The organism is Treponema sp. Marseille-Q4130, assembly GCF_014334325.1.
Lineage (GTDB): Bacteria > Spirochaetota > Spirochaetia > Treponematales > Treponemataceae > Treponema_D.
The window spans coordinates 53,795-72,888 of record NZ_JACSET010000008.1 but is presented as its reverse complement, the minus strand read 5'-3'; the positions used below and the strand labels follow the sequence as shown (position 1 = coordinate 72,888).

18 protein-coding genes are annotated in these 19,094 nt (G+C 49.6%); 13 read left to right on the top strand and 5 right to left on the bottom strand.

Annotated elements, in window-relative coordinates; translation table 11 throughout:
- Window positions 1-14: 14 nt before the first annotated feature.
- The 3 genes from H9I36_RS09485 to H9I36_RS09475 all read left to right on the top strand — a co-directional run bounded on the left by H9I36_RS09485 (window position 15) and on the right by H9I36_RS09475 (window position 4,616).
- Window positions 15-1,709 carry an ABC transporter permease gene (locus H9I36_RS09485; protein ID WP_370586966.1) on the top strand — a complete coding sequence of 565 codons (1,695 nt, stop codon included), beginning with the start codon at window positions 15-17 and terminating at the stop codon, window positions 1,707-1,709.
- Window positions 1,709-2,815 (top strand): ABC transporter ATP-binding protein, encoded by a 1,107-nt coding sequence (locus H9I36_RS09480; protein ID WP_187385115.1) that lies wholly within the window; start codon window positions 1,709-1,711, stop codon window positions 2,813-2,815. Before H9I36_RS09485 ends, H9I36_RS09480 begins: the two co-directional genes overlap by 1 nt.
- A gap of 64 nt (window positions 2,816-2,879) precedes the next feature.
- Entirely contained in the window at window positions 2,880-4,616 is a 1,737-nt protein-coding gene (locus H9I36_RS09475; protein ID WP_187385114.1) for an AMP-dependent synthetase/ligase, read from the top strand.
- A gap of 55 nt (window positions 4,617-4,671) precedes the next feature.
- Here the strand turns inward: H9I36_RS09475 and proC are convergent, their stop codons facing one another.
- The 5 genes from proC to H9I36_RS09450 form a co-directional block, all read right to left on the bottom strand.
- Window positions 4,672-5,490, bottom strand: a complete 819-nt coding sequence (proC, locus tag H9I36_RS09470; RefSeq protein ID WP_187385113.1) for a pyrroline-5-carboxylate reductase — start codon at window positions 5,488-5,490, stop codon at window positions 4,672-4,674.
- A gap of 163 nt (window positions 5,491-5,653) precedes the next feature.
- Window positions 5,654-6,505, bottom strand: a complete 852-nt coding sequence (gene proB, locus H9I36_RS09465) for a glutamate 5-kinase (protein ID WP_187385112.1) — start codon at window positions 6,503-6,505, stop codon at window positions 5,654-5,656.
- Window positions 6,502-7,788 carry a glutamate-5-semialdehyde dehydrogenase gene (locus tag H9I36_RS09460; protein WP_187385111.1) on the bottom strand — a complete coding sequence of 429 codons (1,287 nt, stop codon included), beginning with the start codon at window positions 7,786-7,788 and terminating at the stop codon, window positions 6,502-6,504. The genes proB and H9I36_RS09460 overlap by 4 nt, the downstream gene beginning before the upstream one ends.
- 116 nt (window positions 7,789-7,904) lie before the next feature.
- Window positions 7,905-8,432 carry a hypothetical protein gene (locus H9I36_RS09455; protein ID WP_187385110.1) on the bottom strand — a complete coding sequence of 176 codons (528 nt, stop codon included), beginning with the start codon at window positions 8,430-8,432 and terminating at the stop codon, window positions 7,905-7,907.
- 135 nt (window positions 8,433-8,567) lie between these two features.
- Complete coding sequence (locus tag H9I36_RS09450; RefSeq protein ID WP_187385109.1) at window positions 8,568-9,773, bottom strand: HD-GYP domain-containing protein; 1,206 nt, start codon at window positions 9,771-9,773, stop codon at window positions 8,568-8,570.
- Between the two features lie 158 nt (window positions 9,774-9,931).
- Here H9I36_RS09450 and H9I36_RS09445 point away from each other — a divergent pair, with 158 nt between their 5' ends.
- The 10 genes from H9I36_RS09445 to H9I36_RS09400 all read left to right on the top strand — a co-directional run bounded on the left by H9I36_RS09445 (window position 9,932) and on the right by H9I36_RS09400 (window position 19,013).
- Window positions 9,932-10,360 carry an RrF2 family transcriptional regulator gene (locus H9I36_RS09445; RefSeq protein ID WP_187385108.1) on the top strand — a complete coding sequence of 143 codons (429 nt, stop codon included), beginning with the start codon at window positions 9,932-9,934 and terminating at the stop codon, window positions 10,358-10,360.
- A 20-nt stretch (window positions 10,361-10,380) separates the two neighbouring features.
- On the top strand, window positions 10,381-11,316 hold the full coding sequence (cysK, locus tag H9I36_RS09440; RefSeq protein WP_187385107.1) for a cysteine synthase A: 936 nt from the start codon (window positions 10,381-10,383) through the stop codon (window positions 11,314-11,316).
- A gap of 90 nt (window positions 11,317-11,406) precedes the next feature.
- Window positions 11,407-12,096, top strand: a complete 690-nt coding sequence (locus tag H9I36_RS09435) for a DNA alkylation repair protein (RefSeq protein WP_187385106.1) — start codon at window positions 11,407-11,409, stop codon at window positions 12,094-12,096.
- 86 nt (window positions 12,097-12,182) lie between these two features.
- On the top strand, window positions 12,183-13,121 hold the full coding sequence (argC, locus tag H9I36_RS09430; protein ID WP_187385105.1) for an N-acetyl-gamma-glutamyl-phosphate reductase: 939 nt from the start codon (window positions 12,183-12,185) through the stop codon (window positions 13,119-13,121).
- Window positions 13,122-13,123: 2 nt separating this feature from the next.
- The gene (locus H9I36_RS09425; RefSeq protein WP_187385104.1) at window positions 13,124-13,963 is read left to right on the top strand and encodes an arginyltransferase; all 840 of its coding nucleotides are present in this window, start codon (window positions 13,124-13,126) and stop codon (window positions 13,961-13,963) included.
- Between the two features lie 30 nt (window positions 13,964-13,993).
- Window positions 13,994-14,845: a patatin-like phospholipase family protein gene (locus tag H9I36_RS09420; RefSeq protein WP_187385103.1), complete on the top strand. Its 852-nt coding sequence runs from the start codon at window positions 13,994-13,996 to the stop codon at window positions 14,843-14,845.
- A gap of 315 nt (window positions 14,846-15,160) precedes the next feature.
- A complete protein-coding gene (locus H9I36_RS09415) occupies window positions 15,161-16,342 on the top strand; it encodes a THUMP domain-containing class I SAM-dependent RNA methyltransferase (RefSeq protein WP_187385102.1) in 1,182 nt (393 codons plus the stop codon).
- A gap of 13 nt (window positions 16,343-16,355) precedes the next feature.
- The gene (locus tag H9I36_RS09410; protein ID WP_187385101.1) at window positions 16,356-16,964 is read left to right on the top strand and encodes a TetR/AcrR family transcriptional regulator; all 609 of its coding nucleotides are present in this window, start codon (window positions 16,356-16,358) and stop codon (window positions 16,962-16,964) included.
- On the top strand, window positions 16,961-18,286 hold the full coding sequence (locus H9I36_RS09405; RefSeq protein ID WP_187385100.1) for a DUF763 domain-containing protein: 1,326 nt from the start codon (window positions 16,961-16,963) through the stop codon (window positions 18,284-18,286). Before H9I36_RS09410 ends, H9I36_RS09405 begins: the two co-directional genes overlap by 4 nt.
- Window positions 18,287-18,305: 19 nt before the next feature.
- On the top strand, window positions 18,306-19,013 hold the full coding sequence (locus H9I36_RS09400) for an SAM-dependent methyltransferase (RefSeq protein ID WP_187385099.1): 708 nt from the start codon (window positions 18,306-18,308) through the stop codon (window positions 19,011-19,013).
- The last annotated feature ends 81 nt before the right edge of the window (window positions 19,014-19,094 follow it).

The following is a 19,094-nucleotide window of genomic DNA, read 5'->3' as shown; positions in this document are numbered from 1 at the left end:
TTTAGGATTTTATAATGACACAAATAGGCGATATATCCGAGCTTACGGCAAAAGAAAAGAAAAATGAACGTCGTGCACTTCTGCGTCAACCCATGCTTATCGTTATTGTAATTACGGTTGCCGTTTTTCTATTCCTCTTTTCAGTTTATCCGCTGCTCAAAATTTTTGAAAAAATTATATGGGATAGAAATTCTTTTGATCTGTCGATTTTAATAAAGATATTTACAAATAACGATTTTTGGCGTGCATTTCGAAACAGCATTTTTCTCGGCATTCTTTCTGCGACGATTTCAACCGTTGTCGGATTTATATTTGCATTCGGTATCGTGCGGACAAATATGCCGTGTAAAAGATTTTTCAACGTAATGGCAATTTTGCCGATTATTGCACCGCCGTTCGTTATGTCGCTTGCAATGATTCTATTGTTCGGCAAAATCGGCATTATAACGAGAGATTTATTGCACATAAAAAATGCCAATGTGTACGGATTGCAAGGACTCGTCGTCGTACAAAGTCTCGCTTTTTTTCCGCTTGCATATCTCAATATAAAAGGTGTATTGGAATCGATAAACCGTTCCGTAGAAGATGCGGGTGAAAGTCTCGGCGCGTCCAAATGGCGCGTATTTTCTACCGTAACGTTTCCGTTGTGCATTCCTGCCATATTCAGTTCCTTTTTACTCGTCTTTATCAAGTCGATAAGCGATTTCGGAAATCCGCAATTGCTCGGCGGCGATTATGCAACACTTTCCTCTGAAGCATATCTTCAAATAAACGGCTTATACGATACGCGCACCGGTTCTCTTATCGCCATATCCATTTTATTGCCGAGTGTCATTGCGTTTATTATCGAACGGTATTGGATAAACAAAAAATCGTTTATTACCGTTTCCGGTAAGCCGCAAAATTCGACCGACCGTCCGCGTGTAGTCGGACTCGATATCGTTTTTTTTATATTTTGTATGCTTTTAACGTTTATCGTATTGTTGTTTTACAGCACCGTCGTAAGGATTTCTCTCGTAAAAACATGGGGAGTCGATAACACGATAAGTCTCAACAATTACCGATTTGTGTTTTCACGAGGTAAAAATTATATACAGGATTCATTTATCCTTGCATTGATCGCAACTCCGCTCACGGCCTTTACCGGTATGATAATTTCATATCTTGTCATACGAAAGAATTTTATCGGTAAGCGGTTCATCGAATTTGCGTCGATGCTTACATTTGCAGTTCCGGGAATCGTACTCGGTATAGGCTATATCATAGCTTTTAACAAACCGCCGCTTTTATTAACGGGAACGGCAACCATATTGATTCTTGCACTTATGTTCAGAAATATGTCGATCGGTATAGAAGCCGGGACGAACGGATTGCGACAAATCGATCCGTCCATCGAAGAAGCAAGCACGGTACAAGGAGCAAGTACGACATATACATTTTGGCACATTACATTGCCGCTTATTAAATCGGCAATATACACGACAATGGTAAATGCATTTGTGCGTTCAATGACGAGTATCAGTGCCGTCATATTTCTCGTTTCCGTATATTGGAATTTGCTTACCGTTATGATTATGTCGGAAGTGGAAAACAGCCGCTTAGGCGCTGCCGCGGCATATTGTGTCGTCTTGATGGGTATTGTGCTTGTTGCTTTTGCGGGAATGCAATATACGGTAAATCATATCGGTAAAAGGAAAGGTGAAAAATAATGAATAAAACAACTATTGTGCCGATCGGCGTAAAAATAGAAAATTTATCAAAAGTATTTTTGGAAGCTGATAAAAAAACGAGTACGCTTGCCGTCAATCATATCTCGCTTGAGATACATCCCGGAGAGCTCGTAACGCTGCTCGGTCCGTCGGGCTGCGGTAAAACGACGATTCTCCGCATGTTGTCGGGATTTTCATTTCCGACGGAAGGTTCGATCACATTCGGTGACACCGACGTAACAGCGCTGCCGCCCAACAAGCGCAATGTCGGCATGATGTTTCAAAGCTATGCTCTCTTTCCGCATCTGAGCGTATACGAAAATATTGCATACGGGCTCCGTATAAAAAAATTACCTGCAGCTGTCATACGAGAAAAAGTAACTGCGGTTCTTGATATGATGCGCATTACCGAATATCAAAAACGTATTCCCGAACAACTTTCGGGCGGACAGCAGCAGCGTGTAGCACTTGCGCGGGCGGTCGTCACAGAACCGAAAATCCTCTTATTTGACGAACCGCTTTCAAATCTCGATGCTAAAATGCGAGAATATATGCGCGAAGAACTTCGGAAAATTCAGCGGAGTTTAAATATTACCAGTGTTTACGTTACACATGATCAGGCTGAAGCGATGGCAATTTCTGATCGCGTAGTTATTATGAACAAAGGGCAAATCGAACAGATCGGTACGCCTGAAGAAATCTACGTTCGGCCGTCAAATACATTCGTTGCGAATTTTATGGGTAAAGCAAATTTTACAAACGGTATTGTCAGAAAAATTGAAAATAATTGTCTCATCGTCGAAACGATGGGAGTTGCCGTAAAAATTGCGAAAAATTCCGATAGTGGAGAAAAAGTCGGAGATGCGGTTATTGTCATGATACGTCCGGAATTTATGCATATCGATAAATCCGGAACATTTAAAGGTTTCGTTGAACGTGCAACTTTTTTCGGTGAAAAAATGGAATACGAAATCACTATCGGTAAAAACACACTTACGATGAATGACCCCGCTTTTTTGCAAAACGGAATATATCACGTCGGTGATGAAATACCCGTATATATTTATGAAAAAGGTTTGCGTGTATTACCGGACGACAAGGAATAAATCGAATTGCAAATCACATAAATTTATCCCCCGATTTCACAATTATGTGATAAAATAGTACATTATGACAAACACAAACAATCTTCCCTGGTCGTTTTTCGACTCATACCGCGGCAAAGTGTTCAACGGCGAATGGCCGACTTTTCCGCAAGTGTTTCGGATTTCCGCAGAGCGGTTTCCCGACAGTCCGTGCTTTACCGATTTCGACGGCCCGAACGCTTCAAAACGGTCTTTCAGTTACGCGCAAGCGCTGAAAAATATAGAATCGCTTGCGGCGTGGCTCACGGCGAACGGAGTTAAAAAAGGAGATCGGATTGCCGTAACCGGAAAGAATTCGCCCGAATGGGCGATCGCGTATTTGGCGATTCTCTTTGCCGGCGGTATCGTCGTCCCGATCGATTACGCGCTGCGCGACAACGAAGTCGACAATCTTTTGCGCGTATCGGATCCGAAAATCATCTTCGTCGATGAAGAAAAATACGAATCGCTCGCACGCAATGCCGCCTCTTTGAAAGTCATGTCCCTAAGTCCGAAATATCCGGAAACCTATGTTTGCAATTTAAAAGCCGACGGTAAAATCGAAGCGAACCGGGAAGCCGAAAGCGGCGACGTCGCGGCGATTTTATTTACGTCGGGAACGACGGGCACGCCCAAAGGCGTCATGCTCACGCACGAAAATTTAATAAGCGACTGCTATATCGCGCAGCTGAATTTCAGGCACTATAACGGAGACGTATTTTACGCGCTCCTTCCGATTCATCACGCGTACACGATGCAGGCGGCGTTTATCAACCCGCTGTCGACGGGAGCCGAAATCGTATTCGGAAAAAACATGGCCGTCTCCCGCCTCATGCGAGAACTGCGCGAAGGCAAGATCACCGTTATGCTCGGTGTGCCGCTTTTGTACAACAAACTGCTCGCCGGCATAAAAAAAGGCATCCGTGAAAAAGGCGTACTCGTCGCAGGCATCATGCGCTTTCTCATGGGATTTTCCTACCTCGTCAAAAAACTCACCGGAAAAAATCCCGGCAAAGTGCTGTTCAAAGCGGTACTCCAACAGGCTAACATCTACACGCTGCGCGTCGCAATCTGCGGAGGCGGTCCGCTTTCTTCGAGCGTGTTCAAAGCGTACAACGCTGCGGGTATCAATTTTATTCAAGGGTACGGCTTGACCGAAACGAGCCCCATCATCGCGCTGAATCCGGTCGAACGTTTTAAAATCGAAAGCGTCGGAAAAGATTTTTATCCGTACGAAGAAGTTAAAATTATCAATCCCGATAAAGACGGCATCGGAGAAATCGCCGTCAAAGGCCCGATGGTGATGAAAGGCTATTACAATATGCCGGAAGAAACTGCGAAAATGTTTACCGACGACGGCTTTTTCAAAACGGGCGATGTCGGCAAAATCGACGACGAACGTTATATTTCGCTGTGCGGACGGGCAAAGAACATCATCGTCACGTCGGGCGGAAAAAACGTGTATCCCGAAGAGATCGAAGACGCGTTCCAGCTTTACGACAATATTCAGCAGATCACGGCGCAAGGTTATGTCGAAGACGACGAATCGAAATCGGAAAGCATCGAAGCGCTGATCTATCCGAGCGACGAAGCGTTCAAAAAAATCGGCATAGAACGAGGCGATTCTTTTTCGAACGATGACATACGTCATTTGATCCAAGCCGACGTCGATGCGGTAAATCACACGCTGCAGCCTTATGCGCGGATTACGAAGATAACGATTCTCGATAAACCGCTGGAAATGACGACGACGCTCAAAGTAAAACGAAATTACAAAAAATAATAACGCACAAAAACAATAAACGATGCCGGCCGATTTGCGAAAACAAGCCACTGCCTTACCGTTTGCTCATAGCGGCGGATTTTTCGCAGGCGGCTTTTACGGCATCGAATACCGCCGATCGGAAGCCGCCTTTTTCCAAAGCGGCGACCCCTTCGATCGTCGTACCGCCGGGAGAGCATACGGCATCTTTCAGAGCAGCGGGATTTTTTCCGCCGGCAAGAACCGCAGCGGCAGCGCCCTTTACCGTCTGCGCCGCATAGACGTAGGCCGCATCTCTCGGCATACCCGAGCGTACGGCGGCATCGGCAAGCGCTTCGATAAACACGAACGCGTATGCCGGCCCCGAACCGCTCACCGCCGTTACGCAGTCCATAAGTTTTTCATCGACGCGCTCGACTTTCCCCGAAGCTTCAAGGAGGGCGCATATAGCCGCAACGCGCTCTTCGCTTACATCGTTTGAAGCCGCAAGGGCTGTCATCCCTTCTCCTACGGAAACGGGCATATTCGGCATAATGCGCACAACGGGTTTTCCCGAAGCTTTAGAGAGCGAATCAAGCGGAATGCCTGCGGCCATGGAAACGACCGTCGCATCACCTTTGAGAGAGTCCGAAATCTCTTCAAGCACGGAGAGAACGTAAGCGGGCTTTACCGCGATAAAAACGTAATCGCTTTTTCGGGCGACTTCCGAATTCGTCGGAACCGCGACGCACTTCGTTTCCGCCGCGATCGCTTCGGCGTGTTCAAAATGTTTTGCGCTCACTTTCACCGACTGCGGATCGATTTTTTTACACAGTGCGCGGATAACCGCTCCTCCCATCGCCCCGCAGCCGATAACGCTTACCGTGATTTTTTTCATATCGAAAGCATCCGCCATATCCGCCTCGCTTTAAAAATTAATAATCAACAACAGAACGTAAGCACCGCCGTTTTGCAAACGTATTCAATGCCGGTTCCCACGAATGCACATACGCTGTCGGTTTTCGCATAATTTCTGCAATCGCATATTCGATGCGGTTTCAGAATCATTAGCTCGCGTTTCAAGACCGCCTGATATCCTGCAGCAGTTTTTCTTCATCGGCAAAAAAGAGTGTACCGCATTCCTTTCCCGCCGCGAGATTTTCAAGCGCACTGTCCGTACCCTTTGCGAGAAGGAGCGGTATCCCGTACGACGTCGAAAGTTCGGCCGCTTCGAGTTTCGTTTCGATGCCGCCGGTACCGAACGAATTCGTCGCACCGATCGTAATCGATTTTCGAAGAGACGCGATATCGGTTACCGTTGCAACGAGTTTTGCGTCTTTGTTCGTCTTGGGATTATCGGTGTAAACACCGTCGATGTCGCTGAATAAAATCAAAAGATCCGCGCTCCACAAAACCGCCGTCAGCGCGCTCAGATTGTCGTTGTCGCCGATTCTGATTTCATCGAAAGACACCGAATCGTTTTCGTTGATGATCGGAACGACGCCTTCGTCGACGAGCGTAAAAAGTGTATTCCGTATATTGAGCGTGCGATGGTCGTTCGTAAAATCGTCCTTCGTCAAAAGCAACTGACCGATATGCAAGCCGTATTTATTGAACGCGCTCCGCCATCTGTCCATGAGTTCGACCTGCCCGATCGCGCACAGCGCCTGCCGATAGTGAACGTCGCGCTTTCTGGCCCACTCTTTGATCGTCGCAAGCCCGCTGATCTGCGCGCCGGACGACACGACGACAAGCTGTTTGCCGCCGTCGATGAGTGCTTTCGCTTGACGTGCGAAGTTTTCCATAAAGCCGTCGTTCGGCAAACCCGTCGCATCCGCAAGCGTGTTGCTGCCGATTTTGATAACGATTTTCCGCGACCGATTAATAATTTCCGCGATCGCTTTTCCGTTTACCGCTTCCGTTTCACTCATCGAATTTGTCCTTCGCCGTCGATGACGTATTTCGTCGTCGTCAGCGCTTTGATGCCCATAGGCCCGCGCGCATGGAGTTTTTGCGTACTTATGCCGAGCTCCGCTCCGAAGCCGAACTCTCCGCCGTCGGTAAAGCGCGTCGATGCATTGACATAGACACAGGCGGCATCGACTTGCGCTTGAAATTTGCGGGCATGAGAGAGGTTGTTCGTCACGATGCATTCGGAATGTTTCGTGTTGTGTGTGTTTATGAATTCGATCGCTTCATCGACCGAGTCGACGGCACGGACGGCGCATACGTAATCGAGAAACTCAAATCCGAAGTCTTCGTCCTTCGCGTGCACAACGCAGTCCGCCCCGTAGAGCCCGCCTTTTGCAACTTCGTCTTTTTCGGATGCGGCTTTCAAAATCGGATAGCACACATCGTCCGCGCGGAGCTGCGCACGACCGGCCAATTTTTTTTCAAGCAGCGGCAAAAAATCATCCGCGATTTTTTTATTGACCAAAATACATTCGATCGCATTGCACGCCCCGGGACGCTGAAGCTTTGCGTTTTCGGCAATCGCCACCGCCGTCTCCGCATCCGCCGTTTCATCGACATAGAGGTGACACACGCCGCTTCCCGTTTCGATGACCGGCACGCGCGCATTTTGCACGACGTTTTGTATGAGCGCTTTGCCGCCGCGCGGAATCACGACATCGATTTTTCCGACGGCGTGCAAAATCTCCGTAACGTCTTCGCGGCTTTCACTTTCCGAAAGTTCGACCGCTTCGGGAACGCCCGCTTTTTGCAATCCGTCTTTGATCGCGCAAACGAGCGCTTTATTCGATTCGAGCGCGGAAGACGATCCGCGCAGCAAAATCGCATTGCCGCTTTTGTATGCGAGGCAAAAGGCATCCACGGTAACGTTCGGCCGCGATTCGTAGATGATCGCCGCGACGCCGAGCGGAACGCGCACTTGCCGTATCCGCATACCGTTCGGTGTCGTCCAGCCGGCGACGACTTCGCCCACGGGATCTTCCTGCGCGATGACGATGCGCATACCCGCAATGATATCGTCGATTTTTTTATCGTCGAGCGAAAGCCGTTCAACGAGCGCGCGCGGCATACCCACCTTTTCGGCACGGCTCACGTCGAGCGAGTTCGCCGCAAGGAGTGCGGAACGATCGGAATCGATATGGGCGGCAACGGCAAAAAGCGCGCAGTTTTTTTGCGCCGCGCTTTGCAGGGCAAGTTTTTCGGCTCCTCGCCGGAGGGAAGCGCATACGTTATTTAAATCCATCGTCAGCCTCAAAAACAAAAAGCCGGGAACACGCTGAACCCGGCCGCATTTACAAACGAAGTTCTCGCCGAAAGCACAGTGTTACTTAGAAATACTTTCGAAACTCGCCTTTCGTCCTAATAGTTTGCCAGGAAGTACATTCCGAGTAAAATCGCATCGCGGCACTTCGTTTCGGGCCAATCGGCATTGCGCGGCAAACTGCCTACATACCACCAGTACGTGCCGAATTCGGGATCGATGCGCAGCGCGTATTCATTGAAATCGTCCGTGTGCACCTGCTCTCCGAACATGAGATACACCGCGTTATAGAGAATATCGAGAAACAGCGCATAAGACGCTTTCCACGTCTGCGCGGAATCGGAGCGGAACTGTTCAAGCTGGTAGAGAATGCGTTCTTTCAATTCGATATCCGTTTTTTCAACCCACGTTTTTTGAATCAACAATGCAAGATTATTTTTAAAACTCACCGTCAGTTTGGCGTCATCGACCGCACTTCTTTGCGAAAACGATTGGTTGCCGAAGCCGAACGCTTGTACGATGATATCCGTTGCACCGGAAAAATCTTTTTCGTCATTCGATTTTATAAATACGGAAAGGGCATCGACGGTTTTTTTATCTACAAACTCTTCTATCGTCCAGACCATATAATAATCATATACTATTGCCGTCCTTTATTCAATAAGCGCTTTTTAATGTGCTTTTTAATGTGTAATGTGTAATGTGTAATGGGTAATTTCGAATTACACATTACCAATTACACATTATCAATTACCCATTATTTAAGAGGCGATAAGGCTCCCGCGTATCGCTTCTACGGCTTCGACGACTTTCGGATCGAACTGTTTGCCCGACAGCCCTTTTATCGTGTCAACGGTTTCATCGACGGAAAGCGCTTCTTTGTACGGACGTTTGCTCAGCAGGGCATCGAGCACATCGGCCGCCGCCATAATGCGCGCTGCAAGCGGAATATCCGTTCCCGAAACGTGCCGGGGATAGCCCTCGCCGTTCCACCATTCGTGATGTCCGAGCGTCATCGACCGGGCGGTTTCCGTATATTCGTCGGTTTCTATGCCGGAAAGATATTTTTCGATGAGGCTCGCACCGTACAGCGGATGCCGTCTTATCATTTCGAATTCCTGTTTCGTCAGCGGTCCCGGCTTTGAAAGGACGTCTTCGGGAATGCTTATCTTTCCCAAATCGTGAAGCGGCGCCGCCTTCGTCATCGTATCGATAACGTCGTCGGTCAACTCATCGGTATAATGACCGAGTTCACGCAGCTTTAAGCTGATACGCCGTACGTATTCGCTCGTACGCTTAACGTGCTCACCCGTCGTGTGGTCCTTCGACTCGACGAGGTTTGCAAACCCCTCGATGAGCTTTGTCTGCATGGCGCGGATACGGATATCCTGTTCATATTGTTTTTGCAGACTGTCGTGCGCCGACGATACGACATTATACGAAAGGATAACGCAGAATATATATTCGAGCGTTGAACCGCTGCCGTATGTTATAAACCAGCGTATACCGTAAAGCGCTCCTGCAGGATAGGGCTGCACCGCTCGACTCCTGATATACAGCGACGCGATCATCATGATATAACAGGCGATGATCACCCGATAGGTAAAGTGCTTTTTATAATACATGCAGCTCAATACCGGTACGAGCACATACAAAATAAAAACCGATATACCCGGCATAATCGAAAGGAAAATAACGAGCAGCTCAAGCGCGCCGAGCGTAATGTATTTCGTATAATGCGCGTACGGAACGCGCCGTATAAACCAAAATAAAAAAATGCTTGAAACTGTGAAAAAAAGCGTATAAGCAAATAAAAGCGTATAATTCGCTTTCGGAAAGATATTGAAATACCGCGCGGCGAGCATGACCGGCCCCGCAAATGTGAATAAACTGTATAATTTTACGACAACTTGATTTACCCGACGTTCGTTTTCGTCGAAGAAATCAACGCTTGAGTTCGGCTGCATTGTAATTCTCTCACTTTATAACTTTTTAAAATGAAATTAAATCTATTATAGCACATTTTTTAAAAATGTAAATAGTATAATAAATTAATTCTATATTAACTTTCTTTTTCTTTACAAAATCGCAGCGATCGGATATACTAGTTTTTCAGTAGGAAAACATGAAAATATCAACGCGCGGCAGATATGCGCTCCGCTTTATGATCGACTTGGCTCAGCACAAGCAGGACGAATTTATCCCTCTGAAAGATATTTCGGAACGGCAAGGCATTTCCATAAAATACCTCGAACAGATCACTTCTCTTTTGAGCAAATACGGGCTTTTGCAAAGCGTACGCGGACCGCAGGGCGGATACAAACTCGCAAGGCCGAAAAATCAATATACCGTCGGCGAAATACTGCGCATCACCGAAGGCGATTTGGCACCGGTGAGCTGCCTCGAAGCCAATGCGACGGGATGCAGCCGCCAATCGATCTGCGCGACCATAAAACTGTGGGAAGGACTCGGAAAAGTGATCAATGCGTACCTCGACGGCATAACGCTTGACCAACTCACCGTGCTTCCCGAAACGCTCGACTACAGCATTTAAAATATACGGAGGCAACTGTCGTGACTGAAAAAATTCCGACAAAAATAACCGACTGCATCGGACACACACCGCTCATCGAAATCAAAAATACGGAAAAGCGCCTTGCACTGCATGCACGCATACTCGCAAAGCTCGAATGCTTCAATCCCGCCGGAAGCGTAAAAGACCGCATCGCAAAAGCGATGATAAACGACGGAATCAAAACGGGCAAAATCAAAAAAAATTCCGTCATCATCGAACCGACGAGCGGCAATACGGGAATCGGACTTGCATCGGTATGTGCGAGCTGCGGACTGCGCGTCGTTTTAACCATGCCCGAAACGATGTCCGTCGAGCGGCGCAATTTACTAAAGGCGTACGGCGCGGAAATCGTACTGACGGACGGCTCGCAGGGAATGAAAGGTGCCGTCGAAAAAGCGAATGAAATCGCAAAGAATACGCCGCACAGCTTTATCCCGAGCCAGTTTACGAATCCCGTAAACTCGGAAACGCATTTCAAAACGACCGGTCCCGAAATCTGGGAAGCCTGCAGCGGACACGTCGACGCTTTCGTTGCAGGCGTCGGAACGGGAGGTACGCTTTCCGGCATCGGAAAATTTTTGCGTACAAAAAATAAAAACGTAAAAATCTTTGCGGTCGAGCCCGCTTCGTCTCCGCTTCTTTCGGAAGGCTATGCCGGCCCGCACAAAATCCAAGGTATCGGCGCAAACTTTATTCCCGCTACGCTCGACAAAAAAATCTATAACGAAGTCATCGCCGTGAAAAGCGAAGATGCGTTTTCGGCGGCAAAAGATTTCGCAAAAACGGAAGGCATACTCGCAGGTATTTCGTCCGGAGCCGCACTGTGGGCGGCATACGAAGTCGCAAAGCGCGCGGAATTTAAAGATAAAACAATCGTCGTGCTGCTCCCCGATTCCGCCGACCGCTATCTGTCGACACCGCTGTTTACGGACTGAAAAATACGCAGCGCCGGTCGGCTTTTACGCGATATACGTGATGCAATGCGTTCCCTTGCGTCCTGCCCGCGTTTCGGTTACACTCGTTTTATGACGAAAACGGCGCTTCAAAAAAAATTATTTTCGATGCAGGATACGGTTTATCGGCGGTTTCAGCAAAAGCTTTTGCCGACGCTTCCGGGCGAAACGATCATCGGCATACGGACTCCCGCTCTCCGCTCTTTTGCAAAAGAATTCGCAAAAACCCCCGATGCAAAAAAATTTATTAAAAATCTTCCGCACGTTTATTATGAAGAAAACAACGTACACGCATTCATCATCGAAACGATTGCCGATTTCGACGACACCGTCGCAGCGCTCGACGAGTTTTTGCCCTACGTCGACAACTGGGCGACCTGCGATTCGATGAGTCCGAAAGCGCTCGAAAAAAATATTCCCGCGCTGTACAAAAAAGTGCAGGAATGGATCGCGTCGGGGAAAACTTATACGGTGAGATTCGGCATCGGCATACTCATGCGCTTTTTTCTCGACGAACGTTTTACGCTTTCGTCCGCAGCCCTCGTTTCAAAGATACGTTCGGACGAATACTATATCAATATGATGATCGCGTGGTATTTTGCGACGGCGCTCGCAAAACAATACGATGCCGCTCTTCCGTTTATCGAAAAGAAAAAACTCGACGTATGGACGCACAACAAAACGATTCAAAAAGCGATCGAAAGTTACCGCGTTCCCGACGACCGCAAAAAATATTTGCGCAGTCTGAAGCGGAAACCTTAAACGTCTTTCGATAATCCACCGGCTACGGTTCGCTCTTACGCACATCGTGATTGCACTCTTTTTTTCGGTGCACTATAGTAGTATCTATGGCATACAGAGTTTTTATCGACGGACAGGAAGGCACGACGGGTTTAAAGATATACGAACGCTTTGCAAAGCGCAGCGACATCGAAATGCTGCGCATAGACGACGACAAAAGAAAAGACGCGGACGAACGAAAAAAATTAATTAATAATTCCGACTTTACGTTTTTATGTCTCCCCGACGCCGCTGCCGTCGAAACCGCAGAACTGTGCACGAATCCCGCAGTGCGCATCATCGACGCTTCCACCGCGCACCGTACGGCCCCCGGCTGGGATTACGGCTTTCCCGAACTTTCAAGCGATTTCAGGCGCCGCATCGAAAGATCGAAACGGGTCGCGGTTCCGGGTTGCTACGCGAGCGGCTTTAACGCGATCTGCTTTCCGCTCATCTCTTCGCACATCATGGGGCGCGATTATCCCGTCGTATGCCACGCGGTTTCAGGCTACAGCGGCGCGGGCAAAAAAGCGATCGCCGAATACGAAGTGAAAAACCGTCCCGAAGAGCTCGCCTCCCCTCGCCTCTACGCGCTCACGCAGCACCACAAGCATTTGCCGGAAATGCAAAAGATAAGCGGTTTGGATTTTCCGCCCGCCTTTACTCCGTATATATGCGATTATTTTTCGGGTATGATGGTTACCGTGCCTCTGCACGTGCGGCTGCTTACAAAAAAAGTTTCCGCCCTTAACGTGCGGGAAATGTTTGCGTCGTGCTATGCGGGTTCAAAATTTATTAAGGTTATGGAACTGCAGGATACGATCGAAAACGGATTCATCGCGGCAAATACGCTTTCGGGAACGAACAATATGCAGATATTCGTGTACGGAAACGACGAGCGCATCGTAATCTCCGCACGCTTCGACAATCTCGGCAAGGGAGCGTCGGGAGCTGCAGTGCAGTGTATGAATATCATGATGGGAATCGACGAGGGGACGGGACTGTAACGATGGCCGGCAATATCCCATCCGACGAACAAAACGACGCTTTTAACAATCTGTGTGCCGGCGACTGCGGTTATTTTGAAGGCCGCACGTCGCACGAAACGATTTATCGCATTCCGTCACTGAAAGAAGCGTCCGATATGCTGACGCACGGTGAAGAGCCTGTGCGCACCGAAAACAATCCCGCACTCTGTCAGCAAATTTTGTTCGACATCATCCTCGACGAAGGCTTCCGCCGGGCGGGAAACTACGTATACCGCGCCGACTGTCCCGATTGCAAAGCGTGTATTCCGATCAGAATTTTTCCGGACGCGTTCGAGCCGTCGAAGTCGCAGCGGCGCGTACTTGAAAAGAACCGCGATCTTGCCGTAACGCTCACGACGAAAGCGGATGAATTCGTGACCGACGAAAAAGTTACGCTTTTCCGCACCTATGACAAGCGGCACAATCCCGCCTCTGAAAAAAGTTTTGACGAAGCGAAAAAAACGCTCATCGATATGAACGGCATCTGCCGCACGGCGGAAGACGGCAAGTACGAATCGTTTTATTCCGGCACGATAAATATGGATTACAGGTACAGCGGAAAACTCGTCGGCGTCGGCATCATCGACACGGGAAAAGCGAGCCTGTCGTCGAATTATTTTTACTATGACACGTCGGATGAAACGAAAAAGAGAAGCATCGGTACCTACAGCATATTGCGGGAAATCGAATTGTGCCGAACATTTCATTTACAACGGTACTATCTCGGCTATTGGCTTAAAGACTGCAAGTCGATGGTGTATAAATCGAATTTCAAGCCGCACGAATTGCTGATCGACGGCAAGTGGAAACTTATTACATAATCGAAATACGGAAAAGGCGGAAATATATCGATGAAAACGGGAATCGTAATCGAAGGCGGAGGTCACCGCGGCATCTATGCGGCGGGCATACTCGACGTGTTGTGCGAAAACGGCATCGAAGTCGACGGAGTGCTCGGCGTGTCGGCGGGAGCCGTTCACGGAGCAAGTTATGCGTCGCACCAAATCGGACGATCCGTCCGCTATACGATGAAATACTGCGGCGACAAACGCTATATGAGTTTCCGCTCATGGCTTAGAACGGGCGATTTATTCAACGCGGATTTTTGCTGGCGCGAACTGCCGGAAAAACTCGATCCTTACGACAACGACGCGCTCGAATCTTCTCCGGTTGCGTTTTACGTAACGTGTACCGACGTCGAAACGGGTGAGCCCGTTTACCATCGGTGCAAAACGCTCCGCGGCGATGAAATGAAATGGCTGCAGGCGTCGGCGTCCATGCCGCTCGCTTCGAACATCGTATGCGCGAACGGCCGTAAAATGCTCGACGGAGGTATCGCCGATTCGATCCCGCTCCGCGCTTTCGAGCGGCTCGGCTATACGCGAAACATCGTCATTTTGACGCAGCCTGAAGGATACCGAAAAGGGAAAAATCCGCTGCTCCCCGCGCTGCGCATTGCAATGCGGAAATATCCCGCGCTCATCCGTGCGATGAAAATGCGCCATATCGTATACAACGAGGAAGTCGCAGATATCGAACGAAGGGCGGAAGCGGGCTCGGTTTTGCTCATCCGTCCGAAGCACACCGCGGGTGTCGGGCGTACGGAAAAAGACGGTACAAAAATCAAAGCGCTGTACGACATCGGACGAAAAGACGCGATCGATCGGCTCGATGAAATCCGGGAATTTTTCGGAAAGCGGTAACGTGTGCCGAGCGCACAATGCCGCTGTCGTTTACAAAAAGCGGAAAAAACCGCCGGCATATCAAAACGAGCACCTGCTCCAACTCGCAATATCGCCCGCTTTTACGAAAGACTTACGCCCGCGTGGAGCACCGCGCAGCGTCCGCGCCGGGGCGCGGATGAGGGTTACCGAAGTGCGGAAGGCGGGATCTTCCGATCCGCTTCGTCCTGATAATTATTAATTATTAACAATTTCCATTGCCGGCGCTTTCGGCGTGCAAAATCGCAAAATACGACAATTGCACAAAATCCGTAAAAATGTTATTTTTAAAGCCGTATGAATACCCTCGTTGCGCTCTGCGCCGTCGGCGCGGATAAAATACTCGGCAATGAAATCAAACACCTCGGCTACAAGCTCGCGGGAAACGCGCCCGGACGAGTTTTTTTTACCGGCGACGACGATGCGCTTTTTCGCGCGAACCTCTGCCTCCGCACGGCCGATCGCGTATATCTGCAGGCGGCTTCTTTTCAGGCGGCCGATTTCGATTCGCTTTTTGCCGGCACTTATGCGGCCGATTGGCAGGATTTATTAAAAAAGGACGTGCGCGTCGTCGTGGACAAAGTGCGCTCTCATCACTCGAAATTGAATTCGGAACCGACGATTCAAAGCATGGTGCAAAAAGCGATCTACAAAAAACTCGGCGACAAGTGGCGCATGACGACACTCCCCGAATCGGGAGAGACTGCTGATGTGCGCGTATATATCGACAACGATAAGGTAAACGTCCTGCTCGATCTTTCGGGAGAGCCGCTGTACAAACGCGGCTACCGCACGGGAGGAGGGACGGCGCCGCTTCGCGAAACGGTTGCCGCCGTACTGCTGCAGGAAATGCTGTGGCGCAGAAGAACGCCGCTGCACGACCCCTTTTGCGGTTCGGGAACGATCGCGATCGAAGCGATGCTTTTTGCGCACAATATCGCACCGGGGGCAGGCAGGAGCTTTGCGCTCGAACACCTTGCCGTTTTTAATAAAAAACGCGCGGACGAGATCCGTGCGCAGGAAGCGGAACGGATCAGAACGGATGTCGAAGTGCGCGTTACCGGAAGCGATATCGACATAGAGGCGGTAAACCGTGCCAAAGCGAACGCCGAACACGCATGCGTTGCAGCCGGACGCGCTTTGCAGTCCATCGGAAAAGACAACCGTATTCCTCGCCCCGATTTCATACAGTCTGATTTTATCGATTTGGCGGCTCCGTACGATGAAGGGCTTTTGCTGTGCAATCCTCCGTACGGCGAGCGGCTCGGAGACGAGGCGGAAGCGGAAGCCCTCTACAAAAAGATGGGCGCACTGTGGACGAATTTTCCGAATTGGCAAATCGGCGTCATCACCGCAAGCAAACAGTTTCAAAAATGCTCGGGGCATTATGCGGACAAATTGAAAAGTTTTAAAGCCGGAAATCTCGATACGCATTTTTATATGTACTCGATATCTTCCGGCAAAAAAGAAAAAGCGTAGGCGGAGGGCTTTCATGGCGATCATCGTCGAACACGAAAAACGTAAACGAAAGATACTCGAAAAAGCGCTCGACGTTTTCGTTGAAGAAGGCTACGAAGACGTCACCTTTCAAAAGATCGCCGACCGATGCGGTATTACGCGGACGACGCTGTACATTTATTTTAAAAACAAGCGCGAGATTTTTTTATGGAGCATCAAGCAGCTCGTATCGGGAATCGAAACGACGATCATGCAGATCGTCAACAATACATCGCTCAACACGGAAAAATGTTTCCGAAAAATGCTGATGAGTATCGTCGATGCGATCGGAGAAAATAAAAAGCTGTTCAGTGTTCTGCTCCTGTATTTGATACAGCTGCAAAAATCGGGCGTCGATCCGCGGGAGCGTGTCATGCGGCGCGTCATCAAACTGCGGCATATCATGACGACGCTGCTCATCCGCGGCGCAAAATCGGGCGAATTCAAAAAGATAAACGTCAAAGTCGTAAACGATATGTTTTACGGATTGATCGAATCCGCAATCTTCCGCCTCGCCGTCCTTGCGCAGGAAAACATCGACGACATACGCGACATACTCAACTTCGCCGTCGACGGCATCATCGCAAAGCGGAGCCGCGCTTGAGGGCACGGCGCACGGGATGCGCGGATTTGCCGTTGCATCGGGGCACAGTCCCAATATGGCTCGCCGAGCGTATGAAAAAACTGGGCACGCTGATTGTCGAATCGATCATTCAAAATTACGGTAAGCGCGAAGTACTCGTGCGCTTGAGCGATCCGATGTGGTTTCAGTCCTTCGGTGCGGTACTCGGCATGGACTGGCATTCGTCGGGCATAACGACGAGCGTCATGTATGCACTCAAGCGCGGACTGAACGAACGCGGACGGGAACTCGGCATCTGTGTGTGCGGCGGACGCGGAAAATATTCGCGCAATACACCGAACGAATTATTATTTTTATCGGACGCTGCGGGACTCGACGGAACTTCCCTCGTGCGCGCAAGCAAACTTTGCGCAAAGGTCGATAACAACGCCGTCCAAGACGGCTTTCAGCTGTATCAGCATAATTTTATTGTAACCGACGAAGGCGATTGGGCGGTCGTGCAGCAGGGCATGAATGCCGCGTCGCGCACGGCGAGGCGATATCACTGGTGTTCGCCGAAACTGCGCTCTTTTGTCGAAGAGCCGCATACGGGCGTCGTCGGAGAAACGCAAGGCGAAATCTTAAACCTCACCGATCCGGCAGCGGAGCCTACACGTTCTGCGATCGTCGAAATCGCGAACGAAAATCCCGAGCGCATTCTGCACGAACTTTCGCATATCACATCGCCTTCTGCGGCAATGGTCGTGCCGAGAGAGCCTGAACTTTTTCCCGACCTCACCGAAAGCGCAGTCAAAGCTGCGGAAACCGTTTGCCCCTCGCCCGCCCCGCACTCGAACGACGTCGCAAAAACGGCTCGCATTTTGCACTCATCGCGCTCCATAACGATGAGCGCACGTCACGACGTACGCGCCGAAGACATCGATTTGAAACGGCTCGGCGCCGTACTTGCTGCAGCATACGAAAGCCCTCCGGAAAATTTCGAATCGCTTTTACTTACACCGGGACTCGGACCGCGCACACTGCAGTCGCTTGCGCTCGTAAGCGAAATCGTATACGGAACGCCGTCGCGTTTTACCGATCCCGCACGGTTTTCGTTTGCACACGGAGGAAAAGACGGGCATCCCTTTCCCGTGCCGTGCAGGATTTACGACGAAACGATCCGCGTACTCGGCGACGGCATCGAAAAATCGAAACTCGGCGACACCGATAAAACCGAATGCCTGCGACGGCTGTATGCGACACAGCTGCAGATCGAACGATTTTGTTCGCCTGAAGCCGACTTCGACAAAGCAGTCGCGTATGAAAAAGCGCATTCGAAATCGTGGGACGGTCGACAAGTGTAATAATCGGAGGATTGAGATTATGGAAGCGGCATTATACCTTATTCCGACGACGCTCGGCGACACGGAAATCGAACGCGTCATCCCGGAATACAATCGGCACATTATTTCCGCGATAAAATATTTTATCGTTGAAAACGTGCGGAGCGCACGGCGTTTTCTCAAAAAGATCGACCGCGCAATAGACATAGACACGCTGACCTTTTTCGTGCTCGACGAACACACCGATGTGACGAAAATCGAGCCGTTCCTCGCGCCGCTTAAAGCGGGCTTTGCAATAGGCGTCATTTCGGAAGCAGGCTGCCCCGCAGTCGCGGATCCCGGTGCGGCTGTCGTCGCGCTCGCGCACAAAAAAAGCTTCCGCGTTGCCCCTCTTGCAGGACCCTCTTCGATCATCATGGCGCTTATGGCCAGCGGTTTTAACGGACAGAACTTCGCATTCAACGGCTATCTCCCTGCAAAGCCCGATGCGCGCGTACAACGAATCAAGCAGCTTGAAAGCCGCGTTTACAAAGAAAAGCAGACGCAGCTTTTTATCGAAGCGCCGTACCGCAATATGCAGCTTTTGTCGTCGCTTTTATCATCGCTCAAGGGTGAAACGAAACTGTGCATAGCTGCGGGCATCACGTGCGGCGAAGAATTTATCCGCACGAAGTCCGTTTCCGAATGGAAAAAGTCCCCGATTCCCGAAATTAATAAAATACCCGCGATCTTTTTGCTGTATGCATAAACAATACCGCACGAGGCTATATGATTAATAATTATTAATTCTATTTACAAAAATACACTGCGACAAAGTTATTGGTTGTGT